The following is a 22,379-nucleotide window of genomic DNA, read 5'->3' as shown; positions in this document are numbered from 1 at the left end:
TTTACTGCCCAAAATGGCTCGAATCTATCAGAACGGCGGTGGTTTGTATGGATAAAAAATGGATTAAATTAAAAATGGCATTCAGCAAAAACAGCACGGCGGGCGTCGTCTTTGCGCTGCCCTTTATCATTGGTTTTTTTGTGTTTATGGTCATTCCCATGGGAATGTCGCTGTATTATTCTTTTTGTGAATTTGAAATTCTGGGCGCTCCCAAATTTATCGGTCTCGGCAATTATGTGAAAATGTTTACGGAGGATGAAACCTTCTACAAGTCAATTTCCGTGACATTCTTTTATGCATTGGTCTCAGTTCCGCTGCGCCTGGTATTTGCCCTGATTGTAGCCCTGATTCTCAAGCAGACGACGAAAGCGACAGGAATCTACCGGGCGGCTTACTATCTCCCGTCAATTATCGGTGGGTCGGTAGCGATTTCTATCTTGTGGAAACGGCTATTTGCAGAGGATGGGACGTTTAACCATCTGCTTCAGCTGATTGGCGTCAACAGCCATTTTTCCTGGCTTGGAAGCAAGAATACCGCGATATGGGTTTTGATTCTCCTGGCAGTCTGGCAGTTTGGTTCTTCCATGCTGATTTTTCTTTCTGCATTAAAGCAGATTTCAATCTCCCTTTATGAGGCATCGAGAGTGGATGGCGCGGGAAAAATCAACCAGTTTTTCCGGATTACGCTGCCGCTTTTGACACCTACCATATTCTTTAATCTGGTGATGCAGATGATTAACGGGTTTCTGGCGTTTACGCAGTGCTTTATTATAACTCAGGGACGGCCGATGAGTTCAACACTGTTCTACAGCGTCTATATGTACCAGCAGTCCTTTGAATTCTACAACACGGGGTATGGCGCGGCAATGGCATGGGTGATGCTGGTGATTATCGCCATAATTACGGTACTGTTGTTCTGGTCGAAAAAGTTCTGGGTTTATGAAGGAGGGAATGAAAAATCATGAAAAGCAAAAAAATAGCCGGAAAAATTGTTTATCACCTTCTGGTTGGGATCGGAGCGTTTATTATGGTGTATCCACTGCTCTGGATGGTAATGAGCTCTTTTAAAGAGACGAACACTATTTTCACGACAGCCGGGCAGCTGATACCAAAGCAGTTTACCCTGGAGAATTATCAGAATGGCTGGAGAGGGTTTGGAAAAGTAAGCTTTGGCACCTTTTTTAAAAATTCCTTTTTCATTGCAACTCTGGCGACGTTCGGCACCATCCTGTCCTCCGCTTTTGTGGCATACAGCTTCTCACGATGCAGCTTTTGGGGAAAGAAGCTTCTGTTTGCCGCAATGCTGGTATCCATGATGCTCCCGGCCCAGGTACTTATGATTCCCCAGTACTTATGGTATCAGAAGCTGGGCTGGGTTGGGACGTATCTTCCTCTGATTGTCCCCTACTGCTTTGCTATTCAGGGATTTTTCGTATATCTGATCATGAACTTTATAAATGGAATCCCCACAGAGCTTGACGAGGCGGCAAAGATAGACGGCTGCTCCTATTATTCCATTTTCTTCCGGATCATTTTTCCACTGGTAGTACCGGCCCTCATTACCGCAGTCATCTTTTCTTTTATGTGGAGATGGGAAGACTTTCTGTCGCCTCTTCTGTACGTAAATAAATCAGAACGGTATCCCATCAGCCTTGCGCTGAAGCTGTTCTGTGATCCGGCTTCTACCTCGGACTATGGAGCGATGTTTTCAATGTCGGTACTTTCCATTCTGCCGCTGATTGTTATATTTATTCTGCTTCAGAAGTATCTGGTGGATGGAATCGTATCTTCCGGAATTAAGGGATAGGAGGAAATATGGATCGAGAGGATGATATCAGACAATGGATTGATATGCATGAGGAAGAACTGGTCCGGGATATCGGAGAGCTGGTGAAAATCCCCAGTGTCTCGCGGCCGGGACAGGAGCAGTCAGATGATGTGGTGGAAGCTGCGCACAGTATGATAAAAATTGCGGCTCAGTATGGATTTCATACGGAGAACTGCGATAACCGCTGTGTAAAGGTATTCTACGGGGACGGTGAAAGAGAAGTGCAGGTATGGGGACATCTCGATGTTGTTCCAGCCGGTGAAGGCTGGACCTATCCCCCGTGGGATTGTACGAGAAAGGGAGACTTTCTGATTGGAAGAGGGGTTTCAGATAATAAAGGGGCGGTCATCACGGTTCTTTACTGCCTCAGATATATGAAGGAGCATAACATAAAGCCATGCTTTCGGATCAGTCAGATCTGTGGACTGAGTGAAGAGACGGGAATGGCTGACGCGGCCTATTATCTGACGAAATGGCCGGCTCCCGATTTCGGATTTGTATCAGACTGCCGCTTTCCGTTGTGTTATGGGGAGAAGGGCAGATGCGTGGTGATTCTGGAACGGGATTCGGTCCCAGAAGGGATAATCGATATGACGGCAGGGGAGGCCTCCAACAGTGTACCGGCAGAAGCTGTGATCCGTATTGACCGATCGATAGATATGGGGGATATGGAAGAGGAGGCATTACGGCTGGGAGCGATGATCAGGAGAGAGGTATCCGGGTCCATCGTGAGCTATACAATAAATGGGACACCAGGGCATGCGGCGGCACCGGATCGCTGTGTAAACCCCATAGGTCTGGCCGGCAGGCTTCTAAAACGGGGAACCGGGCTGAAAGAAGAGGAAAAACATATTCTGGAATTTCTGCAAAAAGCCTGTCTGGATGGGTATGGAAAAGAACTGGGGATTGCGGCCGGCGATCCGGTTTTTGATGATCTCACATGTGCCGGAACTGTGCTGGAGATGAAGGGCCGGACCGTTCGCCTGACGATGGATATCAGATACCAGCCTTCGGTCAATGCCGGGGAGATGGTGGAACAACTGCAGAAAGCGGCGGAGCGTTATGGTTTTACGGTCTCTGCTGAAAAACACCGGGATGGTTACTGCGGCAGTATTGATTCAGAGGAGGTAAGAGCGCTGCTGTCTGCGTATGATCATGTGGTGAAGGATGGGAAAAAACCGTATGTGATGGGAGGCAATACCTATGCGGGAATGATACCGAATACCGTGTGCTTTGGGCCGGGCATACCGAAAGATTACTCTGAGCTTGGGCTGCCGGCCGGCCACGGGGGAGGCCATGGCTGCGATGAAATTCAGTCGGTATCCAGCCTTAAGAAAGCGATGGAGGTCTACATTCATGCCTTCATGAATTTAAATGATCTATATAAAATGCGGAGTGGAAAAAGAAAAAATCCAGAGTCTTAAAAAGATGAAAGGGATTGAAAAACAGAACATAGATGGTATAATGGGACTATACTCCGATGCGGCTTCATACGGCAGTTCTGAACATCATTTGTGTATATCTTATCTTTCTTAATCGTAACAGAATCTTTCATACCCATCCCCCAACAGGAGAAAAAATATGAAAAACGTGTCTTTTCCGGTACGGCTCCGTACTTTTTTAACCGACCTCCTTTTCCCCCGCCGCTGCCCTGTCTGCGGCGGCATTGTGCTGCCCAAAGGAGAACTGATCTGTCCCGGCTGCGTGAAAAAGCTGTCTTTCGTGAAACAGCCGGTCTGCAAGAAATGCGGAAAGGAGATTACCAGTGCCGAGAGGGAGTACTGCCTGGACTGTACGAAGCACAAGCGGTCATTTGATTACGGGAGGGCGCTGTTGAACTATAATGACACCGCGAAAAAGTCCATGGCGGATATTAAGTACAGAAACCGGCGGGAATATCTCGATTTTTACGCGGAGGCGGTCTGCCTTCGGTATGGGAAGCTTCTGATGCGGCTGGGAGCCGATGCGCTGGTGCCGGTGCCCGTCCATCCGTCCCGCAGGCGTCAGAGGGGCTTTAACCAGGCGGAGATTTTTGCCGACCGGATCGGAGAACGGCTGGGGATCCCTGTCTGTCCGGAGATGCTGGTGCGCAGGAAGAAGACCGCGCCTCAAAAGCAGCTGAATCCAAAGGAGCGGCTTCACAATCTCGAGGAGGCGTTTGCGGCGGGAGCGGTGCCGGAAGAGGTAACGCGGGTGATTCTGGTGGATGATATTTATACGACCGGGAGCACGATGGAGGCGTGCGCCAGGGCACTCTTGCGTGCGGGAGTGAAAAATGTCTATTTTATTGCGATTTGTATTGGACGGGGACAGTAAAATATTGTAATATTAGGAAAAGAAATAGAAACGCAGGAGGAAAAGTTTATGGAAATCAGAATTGCACAGGAAGAAGACGTCCCGTATCTGCTGGATATTTATAACTACGAGGTGCTGCACGGGGAAGCGACCTTTGATATCAACCCCAGGACGCTGTCGGAGCGGCTCGACTGGTATTATGCTCATAACATCAGTAATCATCCCTTAATCGTGGCGGTGGAGGACGGCCATGCGGTCGGTTATGCCTGCCTGTCCCCCTATCGTGTGAAGGAGGCCTATGCGGCTACTGTGGAACTGTCTGTCTACGTCCACAGGGATTACCGGAAGCGTGGAATTGCCAGGAAGCTGACACTGCATATACTGAACCTGGCGAGGGAGGACGAGCGAATCCATACCGTCGTTTCCGTGATCACCGGCGGAAATCAGGCCAGCATCCATCTGCACGAGGAGCTTGGATTTCTGCACTGCGGGACGATCAAAGAAGTGGGCGTGAAGTTTGGAAGGTATCTGGATATTGAGAATTACCAGATGATGGTGTAGGGAAGACAGCGGGATTGCTACTGTGATTTTTCCGTAGGGGAAGCGGATATTTTCCGCCTCCCTCTTATTATGTAAAAGTAACCAGCATGTCGCAACGTGTCCTGCGTCCCTAAGCACATACCGAGACCGGACAGCAGAAATACAACCGGCGATGAGGCCATGTAGCTGGGCAGATAAGAAAATCTCATACGATTTAAATAATCCCGGAGCGGCTGCATGGGAAAACCGGGTATAAACATAGAAAGTACAGCTACGACATACAAAAGAAGTATACCTGCCGAAAAAAACAGTATTGTTCTCCTAATCCAAGCGCGTCGAACCGAAAAATCGGCGAGAAGCCCCAGTAAATGCATCAAGCCTGCTCCGCCGGCAAAGAACGTGACCGGCCGGACGAGAAGATAGAAGATAAAGTAAGGCACCATATTATAGTAGAGTCTGCGCAGCTCCATCACCTTATCCTTTAAAATAATCCAGGAAATCACAGCGGCCAGAACGACCGCTCCGCATATCAGGGCAGTATAAAGATGGTATTTCTTTCTTTTACTAACGGACTCTCCGCTCTCTTCGTTTATTTTCCTTCCATATAAAATCATATATAGATCTGTGTCAAATGCCTTGGCAATCGCTTCCAACATTTCAATGTCAGGTTGGTTTTTTCCGGTTTCCCTTAGTTAAAAATATTACTCTTGTTGATTACTCAACTTTTCCGATAAATCGGTAATATATCTCAATTTCCTGTATTCTTTCGTTATCCTCATTCGTTGTTGCTTCATGTATGAGGATTTTTTCTATCATGGCATTTAATAATGGTGCTGTCAGTTCCTTTGGTACGGAATATTCCTTGATTAACTCAATCCACTTTTCAGCACCTATCATATCCTGTTCCATTTTACTTAATTCTTCTCTTAGGTTGGTTATCTGCTGTTCCAGTTCTATCTGTTCTTTTTGATATTTCCCCGACAGCATGATGAAGTTTCGTTCCGTTATCTTCTCACAGGCTCTATCTTCATACATTTTCGTAAACAAGCGGTCAATCTCATTTTGTCGGTTCTCGGCTTTCTTCAAGGCACTTGCCTTTTTCTTCTTTTCCCGTATTCGCTCTGCATTGCCGACTTTCTGTATCTTGTTCAATACCTTTTCTTCGTCCTGCTGTACTGCCTTAGCCCAATACTGCAAGCGTTCCAATACGGCTTGATACAGCACATCATAACGAATGTAGTGCATAGAACAATTACCTTTGCCAAACTGCCCGTAGTAACTGCAAGCATAATAACTGTAAGGCGTTTTATTTGCCTTATTCGTTCCAAATCTCATAGACCAGCCACAATCCGCACACTTGACAAGCCCTGCAAAAATCGGCGTTGCCTTTTCCTTTGTCTGTCTGCGTCTTGATTTTATCTGCTCCTGCACACGATAGAACACTTCCTTGTCAATAATCGGCTCGTGAGTGTTTTCTACTCGAAACCATTCACTTTCGGGTTTACGCACTTTCTTTTTACTCTTGAACGATACCGTAGACTGCATATTGTGAACACTGTTTCCGATATAAACCTCACTTTTCAATATCGCCTTGACATGAGCAATCGTCCACTCATAACGCTTACTTTCGGGTTTTCCCTCAAAGATATGTGCAAAAGTACCGTATCTTGTAAAATTTAGCCATGACGCTGTCGGAACTTTTTCTGCTCTTAACTGCTTTGTGATTTTTGCACTTCCGTAACCTTGATAGGCTAGGGAAAAGATTTTTTCAATAATCCATTTTGTTTCATCATCAATCAACAGTTTTCCTTTGATGTCAGGGTGTTTCTTATATCCTAACGGAGCATAAGCACTGTAATGAGCCCCCTCCGCAAACTTTGTCTTAAATGCTGATTTGACTTTACGGCTTGTATCTCTTGCCACCCATTCATTGATGATGTTCTTAAATGGTGCAATCTCACTTTCGCCTTTTTCGCTGTCTACACCGTCATCAATCGCTATGTAGCGGACATTATGACTAGGGAAATACAATTCTGTATATTGTCCTGTCATAATATAATTTCTGCCAAGACGGGAAAGGTCTTTCGTTACAACACAGTTGATTTTTCCTGCCTCTATATCCTCAATCATTCTTTGAAAACTCGGTCTGTCAAAATTTGTTCCCGACCAGCCGTCATCAATATATTCATCAATGACATTCAAATGATGTTCTTTTGCATATAGACGCAACATACTTCTTTGTGTGGTAATGCTGGAACTTTCGCCCTGTAATTCATCATCTCGGCTTAACCTAAGATAAAGTGCAGTATTGTAAATCTGTTGTTTCATTGTCAGTTATCCTCCTTTATAACTAACCCGTGTTTACAATACCTGCTTGCAAGTAAAGTATAACACGGGTACTTTTTGTCATTCAATCTATTTCTTACAACTGCACTGATTTTATGCGATTGTCTGCTTTGCTTTTTCCAGCATGACATCAGTTAGAAGTTCTTCCATTGTTTTGCCCTTTTCGGAAAAATGCTCTTTTACTACAATCTTTGTCTTTCCTCTGTTGCCAATGCCACACTTGCCATTTTTCTTTTGAATTGTTTTTACAGCATTATCAATAACACATACCCCCTTTCTGTAAAATCTTTCTAAGCAATTCAACGGCTTTTGTCATAGCCCACAGGAGTTCCACCTCTGCATAGTTCTTATGTAGCCGTACCCATTGCGTGCGACGCTCTGAACGCTCAAGCTGTGGCTGTACGGGAGTATCATTATCTGACAGTACAGGTCATGGCGATAAAAGAGGACAAATCTTTTATAAGAACACAAATAGGTTTTCGCTCGCTCTTGCAGGGGAAAGGTCGTGGCGTATTTGTTTCAACGGCTCGCTGTCTGTCAAACGTATTGAATTGCTTTATTCAGTTGTCAAAGAACAAGAAAGAAGAAAATCATCTTTCCTATATACCGCGTTGGAAAAGAGGGGAAACGTAACCAAAATCCAAAACTTTTTCCGTTATTAGTACAAATGGAACGGTTCATTTTGGCAATCAACGGTTGATTTTCTCCTTTTTCACTACTATCTGTACAGCAAACGTCCATTTGCTAAGTTGAAATGGAAAAATTTTAACTTCTTTTCTTGCACCATATAGGGATAGACATTGTCATTTTGCTAAGTTAATGACGAAAAAAGATTATTTTTCTTTTCACACCCTAACTACCCAAACCATACCGTTACTGCCAACAATAGAATGAAATATTTTCTTTGCACCATATAGGGAACGGAAACCTTAAATTGTTAAGTTTAGAATAAAGTATTTTCCTCTTTTCACATCAACACTCAACTGCTAATGCCTGTTTGAATACAAAATGATGATGCTTTTCTTCTTTTCATAGAACACTGTCCACTAATCACGAATTTCCGTCATTTTTTCAAAACTTTTTTCTTCTTTCACTTCATATAGGGACAGCAAGCCCCGATTTAATGACCTATTTTCAAAAAAAGTTTAGATTTCCTTTTCTCGCACCATATCTGTACGCAAGTAGCCGTTTTGTTGCAGATTTAATAAAAAATTTATTTTTCTTCTTTCACTTCACATAGGGAATGAAAACAGCTCTTTGCTGACTAAATCTGAAATTTTTCAATTACATTAAAAAATACCGTCATTCTCTTGTGGAACAGCGGTATCTATACGTTCTTCTATGGTTGATTTCTCTAATTGTAATAAATGTTTATGCTTGTCTTTAAGTTCTGCCTGCTCAATCATATCTTTCAGTATCGTTGTATGATTTTCTCTGTCTAATGCCTGTACCATTTTTATTGTTGGTGCAACTTGTCTTTGTAGCCAATGCAACGCTTTTTGTAAAGTGTAAGGCTCTGGCTTTGTGGTTAAGCGTATCGGCTCTCTGTTTTCCCCTACAAACCATGCCCAATCATCATTTGTTATCCATTGACTTTTTGGCTTGTCGTCCTCTCTGTCAACAAAGCGGACATAATGATTGATGATAGAAAAAGCGGTGCGTTCAGCGTCCCGATAGGTCAGTAAATCTACAACCGCATAATAGGCTCGTTCATTCTTCATGCGTATTTCAAAACGGTTCTTAATCTCCGTATCTTCAATTTCTGTGCCATTCTTGACATACTGCTCATAATTTTTCTGATAAGCACACATATATAATTCGCTACTTGTTGAACCGAGATATAAGGTTTCTCCTGTATTCTTTGGTAAATCGCTACCGCATTTTTCTGTACCGCTGTAATCTTTCTGCATACGAAAGTAGGAGATACATTCGCCAGCCTTGTATTTTTCCTTTAACTTTGGAATATCCAATATTCCTGCTCGGTCATTGATAGCCAAATCAAGCCGTTTCATCACACCACCAGCCGTCATACAATCCAGCATGAAGTCATACCATGAGCGTTCCTGTGCCAGCAGATAACATTCCATTTGCCGACAGCCTTTGCCTTTCAGTTCCAATAAAACACCTAAATGCTCCTGCATGGAACACATGATATTGATGTCGCCAAGTACATATTTGCTTTCATATCCGTATTTTCCATAATCTTCATAAAGCATATAATCAGATTTCAGTTGTAATACATCACGGATAATCGCCAATGCGTCCGTAGTAGGAAAGCGGACACGAAAGTAATCAATCAATAAGAATAGTGGTTCTTGCGGATTGAAACGCTCAATCTGTTTTTCTATGACTTCTCTTAATTCGTCATTCAATGGCTGTTTCCCTTTTTCAATGCGGTTGTAATATTCACGGCTGATACCACAGGCAACAGCAAGCCTTGTTTGTGTTACTCCGTATTCCTCACGCTTTTGTCTTAGTTCTTCAATAAAGTTTTTATCATTCATTCTAAAATTCCTCCAATCAAAAAAGCAACTACCGTATTTGATAATTGCCTATACTTAAATTTCTGCAAAAGAAAAAGACAATCAATTTCTCGTTTGAAATCAACTGTCTTTCCTATGTCTTGTTCAATTTTCCCAAGTGATAATGGCATAATTTATATCACACCATGTAAAATGCAGTTTCGCCTTGTAAATACAGCGTTTTCCGCTTGTTAATGTATATTGACTCTTGTTTTTTGTGCCCCCCTTGTTAGATAACGGGGGCTTTGAACGGCTCGCTAACGCTCGCCCAACCGCCAAAGTGAACCAGACACTCGCCAGCAAGCTGGCGTGGCTCTATGTCTTCGACCGCCACCGTGTCTGGATCACTCCGTCGGTTTGCAAATTTTTAAACTTATCTTTGTATAACCTGAAATTTAATAGCGTAAAACAAAATAAATTACATATACCCAACTAAGCAAGCCATGAAAAATTGCCCACCCAACTGATTTCCATGTTGTATAACTTATGACCATAGCTAAAGCACTACCGAATGTAATACCTGATTTAACAGTTTTTTGTACTATTGTTGTTTTATTTTCTTCCATAATTTTATTACTCTCCAATCTGGGATTTATTTGTGTCTTGCTTTGCTGATAAGTTCTTCAGCAATAACACTGAGTGCCATACAAATACCACATACTGCCCCCATATAAACTCCTATTGATTTGCCAATATACTCTGTTCCAGACTTTGTAAGTTCGTAAATAGGTATTCCGAGTATTTTAACAGTTAGTGTATTTACATCTGTACTATATGCGTTAGTATATCCAAAGTAAATTGCGACGCTCATCAATAGCATTGCAAGAGCAAATCCAACTATCAGCGCAATCAGAATTTTAATTTTTTTCTTCATATATTTTCTCCCCGATAAATTCCACTTTTCTTAGTTCTATAAACTGGAATTGTCACTTCCGGCATAAACAAAACGGATGTCCTGCCGGATCAAACATGGTTACAAAATCATTTCCTCCAAATTGACTTTCCGCTTTCTTTGCTCCCAATGACTCCGCTTTCTTAACCATTTCTGCAACATTATCAACCTGAAAATCAAAATGCATCTGTTTTTGTTGTTTTCCTGCATTTTCTGGCCATACAGGAGGAACATAATCTTTTTCCTCAATAAACAAAAAAACAATCCCCGAAGAACTACTGACAGCCGGTCTTGCAAATAGTTCACACATTTCCCAACCTAATAATTCTCCATAGAATCTTTGCAATTTTCTTTCATCATCACAATCAACCATAACATTCCCTAATACCACTTCATCTACCATATTTTTAACATCCTTTCAAATTCTAATTTAGCTGTTCATTCTTTTTATAGTTTCCTCTATGGAAATACATTCAGCATAACGTTCATGCCACATAAATTCGTTATAATATCGGTAACTTTTTTGGCTATCCATATAATTATTGTTTATCGTCGAATTTGCAAATGCAGGTACAATCAAATTAAAGCCATATTCAAATCCGCTTATTACTGTTGCATTGATACATTTATCGGTTTGAAGTCCAACAATAATTATGTCTTTTTCATTATTTTCTGCTAAATACTCAACTAAACCAGTATCTTTAAATGCACTGTTCACACTTTTAACAAACAATTTCTCATTAGATAATGGCTTAAATTTTTCAAATACTTCAAAACCATCAGTACCTTTTGTTAAACCGCTCCCAATGCCATCATCATGTACAACATAAATGACTTCAACATTGTTTTCTCGTGCTTTTTTAATTAACAGTTGAATATTATCAATAAACTCATTGTAATTATATAATTCATCATTAACAAGTGCCTTTTGTGTATCTACAACCAATAAGACCATTTTTCCACTCCCCCTTAATAAATTTCAATTTATATGTTTCTCTGTATTTACATTATACCATTTTCCAATACCTGCTACAATGTTTCAAAATCTTAAGACTACTATTTTTTCTGCTTTTGAAAAGCTACTTATCCGTCCATAATTTGTAAAGGGTGCTAAGCATTGCTTACGCAACAAGCCCTTGACAAATCATATCCCGATAAGTTTAGAGTAATCAAGCAGAAATGAAATAGTCTGTTGTTTCAAGCCAACGAAAAAGAGATACCAGCACATTTATGCAGTATCTCTAACTTAACAGCATTATTCTTTTATTCGCAAGCAGGTAAACACAGGTTATTCCTTAATATCCTTTTGTTTGGGAAACTCCGGTTTCCCAACTGGATACCGCCTGCCGCGTCACATGGAGCCGCTCCGCCAGCTGTTTTTGAGACAGCTTCCGTTCTTTTCTCAATTTTCTTATATTTTTGTCTATTGCATTCATGATTTGCCCCCTGTTTCCCCATAACCTTAAACTGATTCCGCCATATTTCCAATTCCATGTTATTTCTGTTATAACCATAGCATAGCAGGACAGAGAATGTCACGCAACAATTCGTTGCATCCCTTAAAAATAAAGCATTTACGCAGATTATGGCTTTAAAAACTGCTTCCTGCAATAAAAATTCCAAAAAACACTTGACCCTTCCCTTACGTCACCCTATATAATGGTATCATAAAGATCCCAGAACAAAGGCGGTGATGCAGAATATGCAAGGGTATTATACTTCCGGAGAGTTCGCAAAAAAGGCAAACGTATCAATCCGAACGATCCGTTATTACGACAAACAGGGCTTGCTGAAACCGGCGGGCATGAGCGAGGCCGGATACCGGCTGTACACGGATTCCGATTTTGCCAAGCTCCAGAAGATCCTTTCACTGAAATATCTAGGCTTCTCCTTAGACGAGATCCGCTCGATCACCATCAACGATGATGACAACGGCTATGTAGAGCAGTCCCTGGAGCTTCAGCTGGATTTGGTGAAGAAGCGGATTGAGCATTTGAAACTGGTAGAGCAGACACTTTCGGAGACCTCGAAGCTGGTAAAGGACAATCCGGTCATTGACTGGAATAAAATCCTGCACTTAATCCATATTACCAATATGGAAAAGAGCCTGGTGGAGCAGTACAAGAATGCGGCCAATATCAACATCAGGATCGATCTTCACAAGAAATATGCGAAGAATCCCATCGGGTGGTTTCCGTGGCTGTACTCCCAGCTGGAGCTGAAGGACGGTGAAACAGTTTTGGAGACCGGATGCGGAAATGGAGAGCTGTGGAGAGAGAACCGGGATTTAATCCCGCCGGAGGCGGTGATCTGCCTGTCCGATGTCTCGGAAGGCATGATCCAGGATGCCAGGGAACATTTAAAAGGTGTACCGGGCAGATTCTCCTATGAAGTCTTTGACTGCTGCAGGATTCCGAAGGCGGAGGAGAGCTTCGATAAGGTCTCGGCCAACCATGTGCTGTTCTATTTAAAGGACTTAGACGGTGCGCTGGAGGAAGTGCGGCGGGTGCTGAAGCCGGACGGGACATTTTTCTGCAGCACCTACGGCCGGGAACATATGAAGGAGATCAGCCAGCTGGTGAAGGAGTTTGATTCACGGATCGTGCTGTCGGAAGTGAACTTATACGACGTGTTTGGCCTGGAAAACGGCCGGGAGATTTTAAACCGCCATTTTGACCAGGTGGAAGAGATCCTGTATGAGGACCATTTGGAGGTCCGGGACGAGGGGCCGCTGATGGAGTATATTCTTTCCTGCCACGGTAACCAGCAGGAGTATTTGAGCGAGCGGTACGATGAATTCCGGGAATTTCTAAAAAAGAAGATCGAGAAAAAGGGGACGCTTTTTGTCACCAAGAGAGCCGGTATCTTTCGATGCAAGAAGAAAATGAACGGAAGAAAAATGCCGGAAAAAAATGAACGCAAGAACTAAAACTGAAAACAGATAAAATAAAATACGGAGGAACACACTATGAAGGGAATTATCCTCGCCGGAGGCTCCGGCACAAGACTTTACCCGCTGACCATGGTCACATCGAAGCAGCTTCTGCCGATTTACGACAAGCCGATGATCTACTATCCGCTGTCCGTTTTGATGAACGCGGGAATCAGAGATATTCTGATCATCTCCACACCGGACGACACGCCGCGGTTCGAGGCGCTCTTAGGCAGCGGAAGCCAGTTTGGAATCCACTTATCCTACGCGGTTCAGCCGTCACCGGATGGGCTGGCCCAGGCGTTTATCATCGGCGAGGAATTTATCGGGGACGATCATGTAGCCATGATTCTGGGCGACAACATCTTCGCAGGACACGGTCTGACCAAACGTCTTCTGGCGGCCGCCAATAAAAAAGAGGGCGCTACCGTGTTCGGATATTATGTGGACGATCCGGAGCGGTTCGGAATCGTGGAATTCGATTCCAACGGAAAGGCTATTTCCATTGAGGAGAAGCCGGAGCATCCAAAGAGCAACTACTGCGTGACCGGACTCTATTTCTACGACAATAAGGTCGTAGAGTATGCGAAAAATCTGCAGCCTTCCGCCCGCGGTGAGCTGGAAATCACCGATTTAAACCGGATCTATCTGGAAGAGGGCAGACTGGATGTGGAACTTCTCGGACAGGGCTTTACCTGGCTCGACACAGGAACCCATGAATCCCTGGCGGACGCCACCAACTTTGTCCGCACCATGGAGACCCATCAGCACAGGAAAGTGGCGTGTCTGGAAGAGATCGCGTATTTAAACCACTGGATCACCAGGGATCAGCTTTTAGAGGATATCGAACCACTTAAGAAGAATCAGTACGGCCATTATCTTATGGATGTTCTGGCCGGTAAATATATTGATATTAAGTAAAAACAGGAGGAAATCACATATGAAAATCATCGTTACAGGAGGCGCAGGCTTCATTGGAGGCAACTTCGTCCATCACATGGTAAACAAATACCCGGATTATGAGATCATCAACTTAGACTTATTAACGTACGCGGGCAATTTAGAGACTTTAAAGCCGGTAGAGGACAAGCCGAATTACAAGTTCATAAAGGGGGATATTGCGGACCGCAAATTCATCTTCGACTTATTTGAAAAAGAGAAACCGGACGTGATCGTCAATTTCGCGGCGGAGAGCCATGTAGACCGCTCCATCACCGATCCGGAAAGCTTCGTCAGAACGAATGTTATGGGAACCACCACTCTCCTTGACGCCTGCCGTGAGTTTGGAATCAAGAGATACCATCAGGTATCCACCGACGAAGTGTACGGAGATCTTCCGTTAGACCGTCCGGACTTATTCTTCACGGAAGAGACCCCACTCCACACCTCCAGCCCGTATTCGTCCTCCAAGGCGAGCGCCGATTTATTCGTGCTCTCTTACCACAGAACCTTCGGGACGCCGGTAACCATCTCGAGATGCTCCAACAACTATGGACCGTACCATTTCCCGGAGAAACTGATTCCACTGATCATCAGCCGCGCGCTGGCGGATGAAGAGCTTCCGGTCTATGGAACAGGTGAAAATGTCCGTGACTGGCTCCATGTAGCTGACCACTGCACCGCAATCGACTTAATTATCCACGAGGGCAGGGAAGGCGAGATCTACAACGTAGGCGGCCACAATGAGAGAACGAACCTGGAAGTGGTAAAGACGATTTTAAAGGCATTGAACAAGCCGGAAAGCTTAATCAAGTACGTATCCGACCGTCCGGGCCATGACAGACGTTATGCCATCGATCCGAGAAAGCTGGAGACAGAGCTTGGATGGAAGCCGAAATATACATTTGATACAGGAATCGAACAGACCATTCAGTGGTATCTGGACAATGAAGACTGGTGGAAGCACATCATCAACGGAGAGTACCAGAACTACTTTGAGAATATGTACGGAGACCGTTTATAATTCGCAGAAAGCACACTGGAGGCGTATATGAAAGTATTTGTAACAGGAGTAAAGGGCCAGCTGGGCCACGATGTGGTCGATGAGCTGGAAAAGAGAGGCCATGAGGCGATCGGCGTGGATATCGATGAGATGGACATTACAGACGCCGGGAGCGTAGACCGTGTGATCCGGGAAGCCAGTCCGGATGCGGTGATTCACTGTGCGGCCTATACGGCAGTGGACGCGGCGGAGGACAATTTGGAGCTTTGCAGACGCGTGAATGCATATGGCACGGAGAATATTGCCAGGGTCTGCCGGGAGCTGGACATCAAGATGATGTACATCAGCACGGACTACGTATTTAACGGCCAGGGCACCCGTCCATGGGAGCCTGACGACGAGAGAGAACCGTTAAATGTCTACGGCCTTACGAAGTACGAGGGTGAGCTGGCGATCGAGCAGAATCTCACCAAATACTTTACCGTGCGCATCGCCTGGGTGTTTGGCGTAAACGGCAAGAACTTCATAAAGACCATGCTGAATCTGGGAAAGACCCACGACAAACTCACCGTGGTATCAGACCAGATCGGTTCCCCTACCTACACCTACGATCTCGCCCGCCTTCTGGTGGATATGATTGAGACCGACAAGTACGGCCGCTACCATGCCACAAACGAGGGGCTGTGCAGCTGGTGTGATTTTGCACGGGAGATATTTAAACAGGCAAACATGAATGTCGAGGTAATTCCGGTCACCTCCGCAGAGTATCCGGCAAAGGCAAAACGGCCGATGAACAGCCGCATGAGCAAGGATAAGCTGGAAGAAAACGGATTTGAGAGACTGCCGTCCTGGCAGGATGCGCTGGAACGGTATCTGAAAGAAATCCAGTAACGAAGTACAGAAGCAGTACAAATAAATAGGATTCTCCGCTGTTATATTCGGAGAACCCTATTTTTTGTTCCGCAGGAAGGATCAGCGGTCTTTTCTGTACTCGCTGGGAGTCATATAGTAAAATTTCTTGAAGAAACGTATGTAGCTTCTTACGTCGCTGTAGCCCACTGCTTCGCTGATCCAGCCGATGGTCTCCTCCGTATTCATCAGCAGGTCCAGGGACTTCTGGGTGCGGTAATAGTTTAAATACTCCGACAGCGTCTTTCCGGTAGAGAGCTTAAACAGCTTCGTCAGATAGATGGAACTGACGCCCACGAAGCCGGCAATCTGTGGGATGGTGATGGGCTGCGAGTAATTCTGTTCGATATACTGGATCGCCTTCTGGATGTAACCGTAGGATTCCGTGGAAATCTTGTTCTTTGCATCCAGCATCCCAAACAGGCAGTTGTAAAAATACTTATTGATTTCCTCGATGGAGGAGGCGTTTTCCAGCTTGCGCACAGAGGCGTTTATCTGGATGTCAGGAATGTCCCCGTTGATCTCCAGTAGAGAGGCGTAGATGGTGCTGACGGTGATGAGAGCCATCCGCCTGACCTCTTCCTGGTCCTCGCTCTCCAGATAGCGGTCGCGGAAGACATCGGTCTGCTCCTTTAAGCCGGCGCCGTCTTTATCGATGATCGCCTGGGTGATGCGGGACAGCATATCCTGGTCAATGGAGGAGGTGAATTCATTCTGATAGCTGAGCAGAACGAAATCATCGGCATCCGCGGCCGTAAAGATGAAGCCCTGCCGGGCCAGCTGCCATACCTGCCATGGGGCCGGTTCCGTCTCGGAACAGATACCGATGGAGAACAGCGGGTAGACACTGAGACTCTGTTTCATCCGCTTCTTCAGGGCGGTACACAGCTTCGACAGCTCTTTTCCCAGGGCGTCGGACAGTCCGGTATTCAGGATAATGCAGATGCTTTTATTGTCAATATAGAGGCTGTAGGCAGTGCCCAGGGCAGAAAAGGCGTTGGTGGTATTGGTCCGGATGACCAGCTTCAGCTGTTCGCGCCTCGTATAGTCCTCCATCTCGTCAAGAGAGGGAAGGGAAATAAGGATAACGGCGTAAAACGGATAGGGAAATACCAGCCCGTGTTCCTCGTATTCCGGCGGAAGACTGGTGATATCCACGTAGTTGTAGAGGATGCCCGACAGCAGCCGTTCGCGTACCAGCTGCTGGTTTTCATGCATGACGGTCCCGATGTCGGACAGCTGCGCGTTCAGATTATCGAGTGCGGTGCTGATCAGCGAAAATTCATCCTCCCGGACTCCGGGAATCTCCGTGTAGGGATTGATCCCGATTTTCTTCATGATCGCATCCACCGGGCGCAGCATAATCATGCCGTAAATCATAGAAGCGGCGAAATCGGCCGCAGCCACGGCCAGATAGATGATAAACCACTGCAGGAGCGTGGCGCTTACTGCGGTGAAGAGGTCCATCCTTGACGCATAAAAAGAGCACCTGGCCCCGATCGTGGAGAAGGAGGAGAACGTGGAGGTGCCTGGCAGCAGAAGCTCCTCATTCTCAGAGACAGACAGCCCGTTGTCCCAGTTCTTCATGACGGCATTGGAGGAGGACCAGAGCAAATGGTCCTGAAAGGAAACTGTGGCCGTGTAAGGATTGTGGCCCGCGGCTTCTGCGGCGGCCTTCTGAAGACGGTCGAGGGAGTAGGACACCGTCACGTAGCCCCGACCCTGGGATTTATACAGAGGGAGCCTGCGCGCATAGGTTATCACGGTAACCGCCGGAGTGGGGGCGTAGTAACGCTTATAGGGGACATTAATCAGCCACATCTCCTCTCCCTTCATATTCTCAAGGGTGTCTATCAATTCTCTATTATAGAAATCACTGTAATCATACATACCGCCGCTGGAGTCAAAGACTCTCTGGGAGCGGTTGAAAAAGAGGCAGATGGATTCGTAGTGGTACAGTGTGGAGTAGGGCGTCACATCGTTGGTCATGCGTAAGAGCTGATCCAGTGTGGGCGCCTTCGACTCCAGAACCCGCTCGATGGATGCCAGATTCCCCATAAATACCGCGCTGCTTTTCATGTTGGACAAATTATCCTGAACCGACAGCGCCACATAATTCGCTTTCATCTCCAGATTTTCATGAAGCTTCATCCGGTTCTGAAGCGTAATCACCATGCCGCCGATGATAAAGATTACAGTAGTGAATAGAAATGTAATATAGAAAAATGAGCGGAAATGCCTGGATTTCAGAATGTTTTTCCATTTGCTGTCCCTGGTGTTTTTGTGCTTAATTCCCAATGGTCCCATCCTTTCCAATGATTAGTTGTATCCAATTATAACAAAAAATGGACAGATAGTCAAAAAGATTTGTGCGAAATGAGCGAAAAGGTTCCCATGCAATGGTAAAAATCAAAACACAAATTGGATATAATGTATAATTTTCATAGCAAAAAACAAACTTAATTGGTTAAAAAGCAGATGAATTTTTGCAATTATCATTGAAAATAAGGTAAATATGACGGTTTGTGAAAAAATGAACGAAATAGGATTATTTTTTGCACTTTTTTTAGTACAATAGTTTGCTATGCTTTAGTCACGAGAAATGTAAGTGATCTCACGCAAGCGGCCAAAGGATGTCCGCTAAATGCTCATAACGAGGAGGGAGAAGGTTGGGGAAAGCAGTCGTAAGCAAAAACAGAAAGGTGAGAAATGGACCCGGTATCAAAACTTATATATGGAAACACAAGTATCTGTATCTGATGCTGGTTCCGGCAATCGTCTATTACATCATCTTTTGTTACGTACCAATGTATGGGGTGACAATCGCATTTAAGGATTTTAACCCGATGAAAGGAATTATGAGGAGCTCCTGGGTCGGCTTTGAAACATTTCAAAAGCTGTTTTCCATGGAAAAGTTTTATTCGGTGTTCTGGAATACCATAAGGATCAGCCTGATCCGTCTGATATTCGGTTTCCCATTTCCGATTATCATTGCACTCATGTTAAATGAACTGCGCCACCTGCGGATGAAGAAAGTGATTCAGACGGCCATCTACATTCCCAATTTTATATCATGGGTAGTTCTTGGCGGTATCCTGACGAGTATTCTTTCCATGGATTCGGGAATTGTCAACGGAGTGATCAAGAGCCTCGGCTTTCAGCCGATCGGATTTTTGACGGATGAAAAGTTTTTCGTGCCGACCATGGTAGTGTCCATGATCTGGAAGACCTTCGGCTGGAATACCATCATCTATCTGGCCGCAATTACAGGCATCGACACCCAGCTCTATGAGGCGGCGACCGTGGATGGAGCCAACCGGTGGCAGAAGCTCGTACATATTACGGTCCCCTGTATTCGTTCCATCATCATTGTAATACTGATTACCCGTATCGGAAGTCTGATGCAGGCCGGATTCGAGCAGATCTTCGTTCTCTACCATCCGGGCGTCTACGGGACAGCGGATATTATCGACACGTACGTATATCGAATGGGCCTTCAGGATGGAAAATTCGAACTGGCCACGGCGGTCGGCCTGTTTAAATCCGTCATTAACTTCGGCCTGGTAGTGGCCGCCAATAAGATTGCAAGAATGTCGGGAGAGGAGGGAATTTACTGATGCTGAGATTGAAAAAACAAGAGGAAGGAAGCCATGTTAAGGTTTCCGCAGGAAGTAAAGTCTTTGATGTCGTCAATGTGACGCTGCTGACACTGTTGGCTTTGACTACCTTTTATCCCTTCTGGGACTGTCTGGTGGTGTCATTTTCCTCACTGAAAAGCTATCTTGCGACCAGTATCCATCTGTGGCCTTCCGAATGGTCACTTGACGGTTATGCCTACATGGTGAAGAATATAGAACTCTGGACCTCCTACGCCAACAGCCTTTTCATAACGGTCGTGGGTACTCTGATCAATATGACGATCACGACGATGGCGGCCTATGTGCTGTCGAAGAAGGATTTAAAGGGACAGCGGTTCTTCATGTTCCTGGCTGTATTTACCATGATGTTCTCAGGCGGAATTATTCCAACTTATATCGTGGTTAAGGACCTTCATCTGATGAATTCCCTGTGGTCCATGATCCTTCCGTCGGCGATCAATACCTACAATCTGATTATATTACGCAATTTCTTCATGGATTTACCGCTGGAGCTGGAAGAGGCGGCGCTGCTGGACGGCTGTACGGAAGTTGGAGTCCTGTTCCGCATCATGCTTCCTATCTCTAAACCGGCTCTGACGACCGTTACACTCTTTTATGCGGTGGATCACTGGAACGACTTTTTTTCGGCGATCATGTATATCAACAGCAAACAGGCGTGGCCGCTGCAGCTGTTCCTGCGTTCCATGCTGTTTCAGAACGATGCAGCGTATTCCAGCGGAGGCGAGAGCCTGTTCCTGCTGGGGCAGCCGATGAAGATGGCTGCGGTTATGATGGCAATTATTCCGATCATGTGCGCCTACCCATTCTTCCAGAAATATTTTACAACAGGAATGACGGCGGGGGCGGTCAAGGGTTAAGCGTATCTGAATTCTAAGAAAACAGCAATTACTATATAAAGAAAGAGAGGATATGAAATGAAAAAAGACAGGTAATGAGTTTGGTATTGGCGGGGATCATGGCAGCTTCCTTAACTGCCTGCGGCGGAGGAACAGCGGCCAATAACAAGGAAACAAAGGCGGAAGCAGGCCAGACAGAGTCAGGGAAGACAGAATCGTCAAAGACGGAAGCTTCGTCCAAAACCGAGGATCGGGTAAAGCTCCGCTGGCTGACGACGGGCGATGCTGCGGCGAAAGCGATCAAACCGGATGACCGGATTATAGCGGCCATTAATGAAAAGCTGGGAATCGATCTGACAGTAGAGATCGTACCGGAGGCAAATACGGAAAAGGTCAATGTAGCCATGGCTTCCGGAGACTTTCCCGATGTGGTGACAGGAGGCTATGGAACCAGCGCCACACAGCAGTGGATTGATGACGGTATGGTTATTCCCCTCAATGATTACTTTGATACAATGCCGAATATAAAAAAGTGGCTGGACGACGACTACCAGTGGTCAGCGATCGATGGGAAGTATTACGGGCTGCCGTTTATTACCCAGTACAACGCGGCAAATGCCCTGATCATATTCAGACAGGACTGGCTGGATAAACTTGGACTTAAATATCCGGAAACACTGGATGATATGAAAAATGTGCTGACTGCATTCACAAACAATGACCCGGATGGGAACGGAAAGAACGATACATACGGATATACGGCTGAAAAACCGAGCAGTTCAAGCGGAGTCACACCTTTTGACTGGGTATTTTTTGCCTACGGCCTTCCGTATGCGGACTATTCCCTGAATGAGAATGATGAAATTATTCCATTCTTTGAGGATTCGTCTTTTATCCCGGCCATGAATTATATCAAGGATTTATGGGATATGAAGGTAGTTGATCCGGAACTGATGCTTAACGATCAGCCGAAAAAGGAAGAGAAATTCTATCAGGGTAAAAGCGGCGCCATGCTTGGGCCTCTGTTCCGCCATGTTACAAGACATGAGAACAGCGTAAAAGAACTGTACCCGGAGGCTTCCATTTCTTACGGACTTCCGCCTGCAGGACCGGATGGAGCAAGAGGACTGAACAAGCAGGGAAAAGGCGGTATGATGACCTGTATCACCACAGCGTGCAAGAACCCGGATAAGGCGGCTGCATTTGTCGATTTCATGGTTTCCAAGGAAGGCAATGACTTACTGAGACTTGGTATTGAAGGAATCCACTATACAAAGGACGGAGACACCATCACCTTTAACGAAGAAGAACGTGCAAAAGACGCATTTGCAGATGACGGCTGGGCGCATGCGCTGGCCTGGGGCTCCTTCTACTGGCCGCTGGAGAGCGGATATATCCCGGCAACCGATCCCAACAGAGAACGCGCACTGGAGACCGTAGAGTTAGCCTCCGAGTGCCAGATGCCGAATTTAATCAAACAGAAGACCCCGGCGGAAATTGAAAATGGATCCGCAGTGAATGACGTATTTATCCAGTATTTCTCCGATATGCTTCAGGGAAAGATATCCATCGAGGATGGCGTGGTATCTCTTGGGAAAGAGTGGAGAAACCAGGGCGGCGATGAGATCTTAAAAGAAGCCAATGAGATCTACAAGTCAGAAAAATAGGTGGAATAATC

At 45.3% G+C, this 22,379-nt stretch carries 22 protein-coding genes; 12 read left to right on the top strand and 10 right to left on the bottom strand.

Translation table 11 applies throughout. The features are described 5' to 3' along the window. Nucleotides 1-47: 47 nt before the first annotated feature. The 5 genes from ACLTD4_RS07695 to ACLTD4_RS07675 all read left to right on the top strand — a co-directional run bounded on the left by ACLTD4_RS07695 (nucleotide 48) and on the right by ACLTD4_RS07675 (nucleotide 4,684). A complete protein-coding gene (locus tag ACLTD4_RS07695; RefSeq protein ID WP_117621097.1) occupies nucleotides 48-965 on the top strand; it encodes a carbohydrate ABC transporter permease in 918 nt (305 codons plus the stop codon). Continuing rightward, nucleotides 962-1,807 carry a carbohydrate ABC transporter permease gene (locus ACLTD4_RS07690; protein WP_117621096.1) on the top strand — a complete coding sequence of 282 codons (846 nt, stop codon included), beginning with the start codon at nucleotides 962-964 and terminating at the stop codon, nucleotides 1,805-1,807. Before ACLTD4_RS07695 ends, ACLTD4_RS07690 begins: the two co-directional genes overlap by 4 nt. A gap of 8 nt (nucleotides 1,808-1,815) precedes the next feature. Next, a complete protein-coding gene (locus ACLTD4_RS07685) occupies nucleotides 1,816-3,252 on the top strand; it encodes a Sapep family Mn(2+)-dependent dipeptidase (protein ID WP_117621095.1) in 1,437 nt (478 codons plus the stop codon). A 157-nt stretch (nucleotides 3,253-3,409) separates the two neighbouring features. Further along, complete coding sequence (locus ACLTD4_RS07680) at nucleotides 3,410-4,144, top strand: ComF family protein (protein WP_117621094.1); 735 nt, start codon at nucleotides 3,410-3,412, stop codon at nucleotides 4,142-4,144. Nucleotides 4,145-4,192: 48 nt separating this feature from the next. After that, nucleotides 4,193-4,684, top strand: a complete 492-nt coding sequence (locus ACLTD4_RS07675) for a GNAT family N-acetyltransferase (RefSeq protein ID WP_002601784.1) — start codon at nucleotides 4,193-4,195, stop codon at nucleotides 4,682-4,684. A gap of 17 nt (nucleotides 4,685-4,701) precedes the next feature. On the opposite strand, the gene ACLTD4_RS07670 is transcribed toward ACLTD4_RS07675, so the two are convergent. The 9 genes from ACLTD4_RS07670 to ACLTD4_RS07630 form a co-directional block, all read right to left on the bottom strand. Beyond that, nucleotides 4,702-5,277 carry a hypothetical protein gene (locus ACLTD4_RS07670; RefSeq protein ID WP_412331223.1) on the bottom strand — a complete coding sequence of 192 codons (576 nt, stop codon included), beginning with the start codon at nucleotides 5,275-5,277 and terminating at the stop codon, nucleotides 4,702-4,704. 100 nt (nucleotides 5,278-5,377) lie between these two features. Further along, on the bottom strand, nucleotides 5,378-6,991 hold the full coding sequence (locus ACLTD4_RS07665) for a recombinase family protein (protein ID WP_412331222.1): 1,614 nt from the start codon (nucleotides 6,989-6,991) through the stop codon (nucleotides 5,378-5,380). A gap of 111 nt (nucleotides 6,992-7,102) precedes the next feature. After that, a complete protein-coding gene (locus ACLTD4_RS07660) occupies nucleotides 7,103-7,312 on the bottom strand; it encodes a hypothetical protein (RefSeq protein ID WP_002303258.1) in 210 nt (69 codons plus the stop codon). Between the two features lie 986 nt (nucleotides 7,313-8,298). Beyond that, nucleotides 8,299-9,513 carry a replication initiation factor domain-containing protein gene (locus ACLTD4_RS07655; protein WP_412331221.1) on the bottom strand — a complete coding sequence of 405 codons (1,215 nt, stop codon included), beginning with the start codon at nucleotides 9,511-9,513 and terminating at the stop codon, nucleotides 8,299-8,301. Nucleotides 9,514-9,926: 413 nt separating this feature from the next. Then, a complete protein-coding gene (locus ACLTD4_RS07650) occupies nucleotides 9,927-10,097 on the bottom strand; it encodes a hypothetical protein (RefSeq protein ID WP_009243661.1) in 171 nt (56 codons plus the stop codon). 26 nt (nucleotides 10,098-10,123) lie between these two features. Continuing rightward, complete coding sequence (locus ACLTD4_RS07645; protein WP_009243660.1) at nucleotides 10,124-10,405, bottom strand: DUF5963 family protein; 282 nt, start codon at nucleotides 10,403-10,405, stop codon at nucleotides 10,124-10,126. Between the two features lie 52 nt (nucleotides 10,406-10,457). Then, nucleotides 10,458-10,826, bottom strand: a complete 369-nt coding sequence (locus ACLTD4_RS07640; protein WP_412331220.1) for a VOC family protein — start codon at nucleotides 10,824-10,826, stop codon at nucleotides 10,458-10,460. A 27-nt stretch (nucleotides 10,827-10,853) separates the two neighbouring features. Further along, on the bottom strand, nucleotides 10,854-11,378 hold the full coding sequence (locus ACLTD4_RS07635) for a cysteine hydrolase family protein (RefSeq protein ID WP_009243658.1): 525 nt from the start codon (nucleotides 11,376-11,378) through the stop codon (nucleotides 10,854-10,856). A gap of 340 nt (nucleotides 11,379-11,718) precedes the next feature. After that, nucleotides 11,719-11,859, bottom strand: a complete 141-nt coding sequence (locus ACLTD4_RS07630) for a helix-turn-helix transcriptional regulator (RefSeq protein WP_412331219.1) — start codon at nucleotides 11,857-11,859, stop codon at nucleotides 11,719-11,721. 266 nt (nucleotides 11,860-12,125) lie between these two features. Here ACLTD4_RS07630 and ACLTD4_RS07625 point away from each other — a divergent pair, with 266 nt between their 5' ends. From ACLTD4_RS07625 to rfbD, 4 genes are read left to right on the top strand one after another with little or no spacing between them, the layout of a single operon-like run. Next, a complete protein-coding gene (locus ACLTD4_RS07625) occupies nucleotides 12,126-13,352 on the top strand; it encodes a MerR family transcriptional regulator (protein ID WP_117621092.1) in 1,227 nt (408 codons plus the stop codon). 39 nt (nucleotides 13,353-13,391) lie between these two features. Then, a complete protein-coding gene (gene rfbA, locus ACLTD4_RS07620) occupies nucleotides 13,392-14,276 on the top strand; it encodes a glucose-1-phosphate thymidylyltransferase RfbA (RefSeq protein ID WP_055654649.1) in 885 nt (294 codons plus the stop codon). A gap of 19 nt (nucleotides 14,277-14,295) precedes the next feature. Then, the gene (rfbB, locus tag ACLTD4_RS07615) at nucleotides 14,296-15,318 is read left to right on the top strand and encodes a dTDP-glucose 4,6-dehydratase (RefSeq protein WP_117621091.1); all 1,023 of its coding nucleotides are present in this window, start codon (nucleotides 14,296-14,298) and stop codon (nucleotides 15,316-15,318) included. Nucleotides 15,319-15,345: 27 nt separating this feature from the next. Beyond that, nucleotides 15,346-16,188 (top strand): dTDP-4-dehydrorhamnose reductase, encoded by an 843-nt coding sequence (rfbD, locus tag ACLTD4_RS07610; RefSeq protein WP_002601769.1) that lies wholly within the window; start codon nucleotides 15,346-15,348, stop codon nucleotides 16,186-16,188. A gap of 81 nt (nucleotides 16,189-16,269) precedes the next feature. On the opposite strand, the gene ACLTD4_RS07605 is transcribed toward rfbD, so the two are convergent. Next, nucleotides 16,270-18,504, bottom strand: a complete 2,235-nt coding sequence (locus ACLTD4_RS07605; RefSeq protein WP_181988570.1) for a helix-turn-helix domain-containing protein — start codon at nucleotides 18,502-18,504, stop codon at nucleotides 16,270-16,272. Between the two features lie 371 nt (nucleotides 18,505-18,875). On the opposite strand from ACLTD4_RS07605, the gene ACLTD4_RS07600 reads away from it, so the two are divergent. From ACLTD4_RS07600 to ACLTD4_RS07590, 3 genes are all read left to right on the top strand, one after another. Further along, nucleotides 18,876-19,823, top strand: coding sequence for an ABC transporter permease (locus tag ACLTD4_RS07600; protein WP_002601767.1), 948 nt, complete (start codon nucleotides 18,876-18,878; stop codon nucleotides 19,821-19,823). Next, nucleotides 19,823-20,722 (top strand): carbohydrate ABC transporter permease, encoded by a 900-nt coding sequence (locus ACLTD4_RS07595; RefSeq protein ID WP_055654654.1) that lies wholly within the window; start codon nucleotides 19,823-19,825, stop codon nucleotides 20,720-20,722. Before ACLTD4_RS07600 ends, ACLTD4_RS07595 begins: the two co-directional genes overlap by 1 nt. A 74-nt stretch (nucleotides 20,723-20,796) precedes the next feature. Further along, nucleotides 20,797-22,368 (top strand): extracellular solute-binding protein, encoded by a 1,572-nt coding sequence (locus tag ACLTD4_RS07590; RefSeq protein ID WP_412331218.1) that lies wholly within the window; start codon nucleotides 20,797-20,799, stop codon nucleotides 22,366-22,368. The last annotated feature ends 11 nt before the right edge of the window (nucleotides 22,369-22,379 follow it).

It is taken from the genome of Hungatella sp. (genome assembly GCF_046966825.1).
The sequence above is the reverse complement of the archived record's forward strand: the minus strand, read 5'-3'. Positions and strand labels throughout refer to the sequence as shown.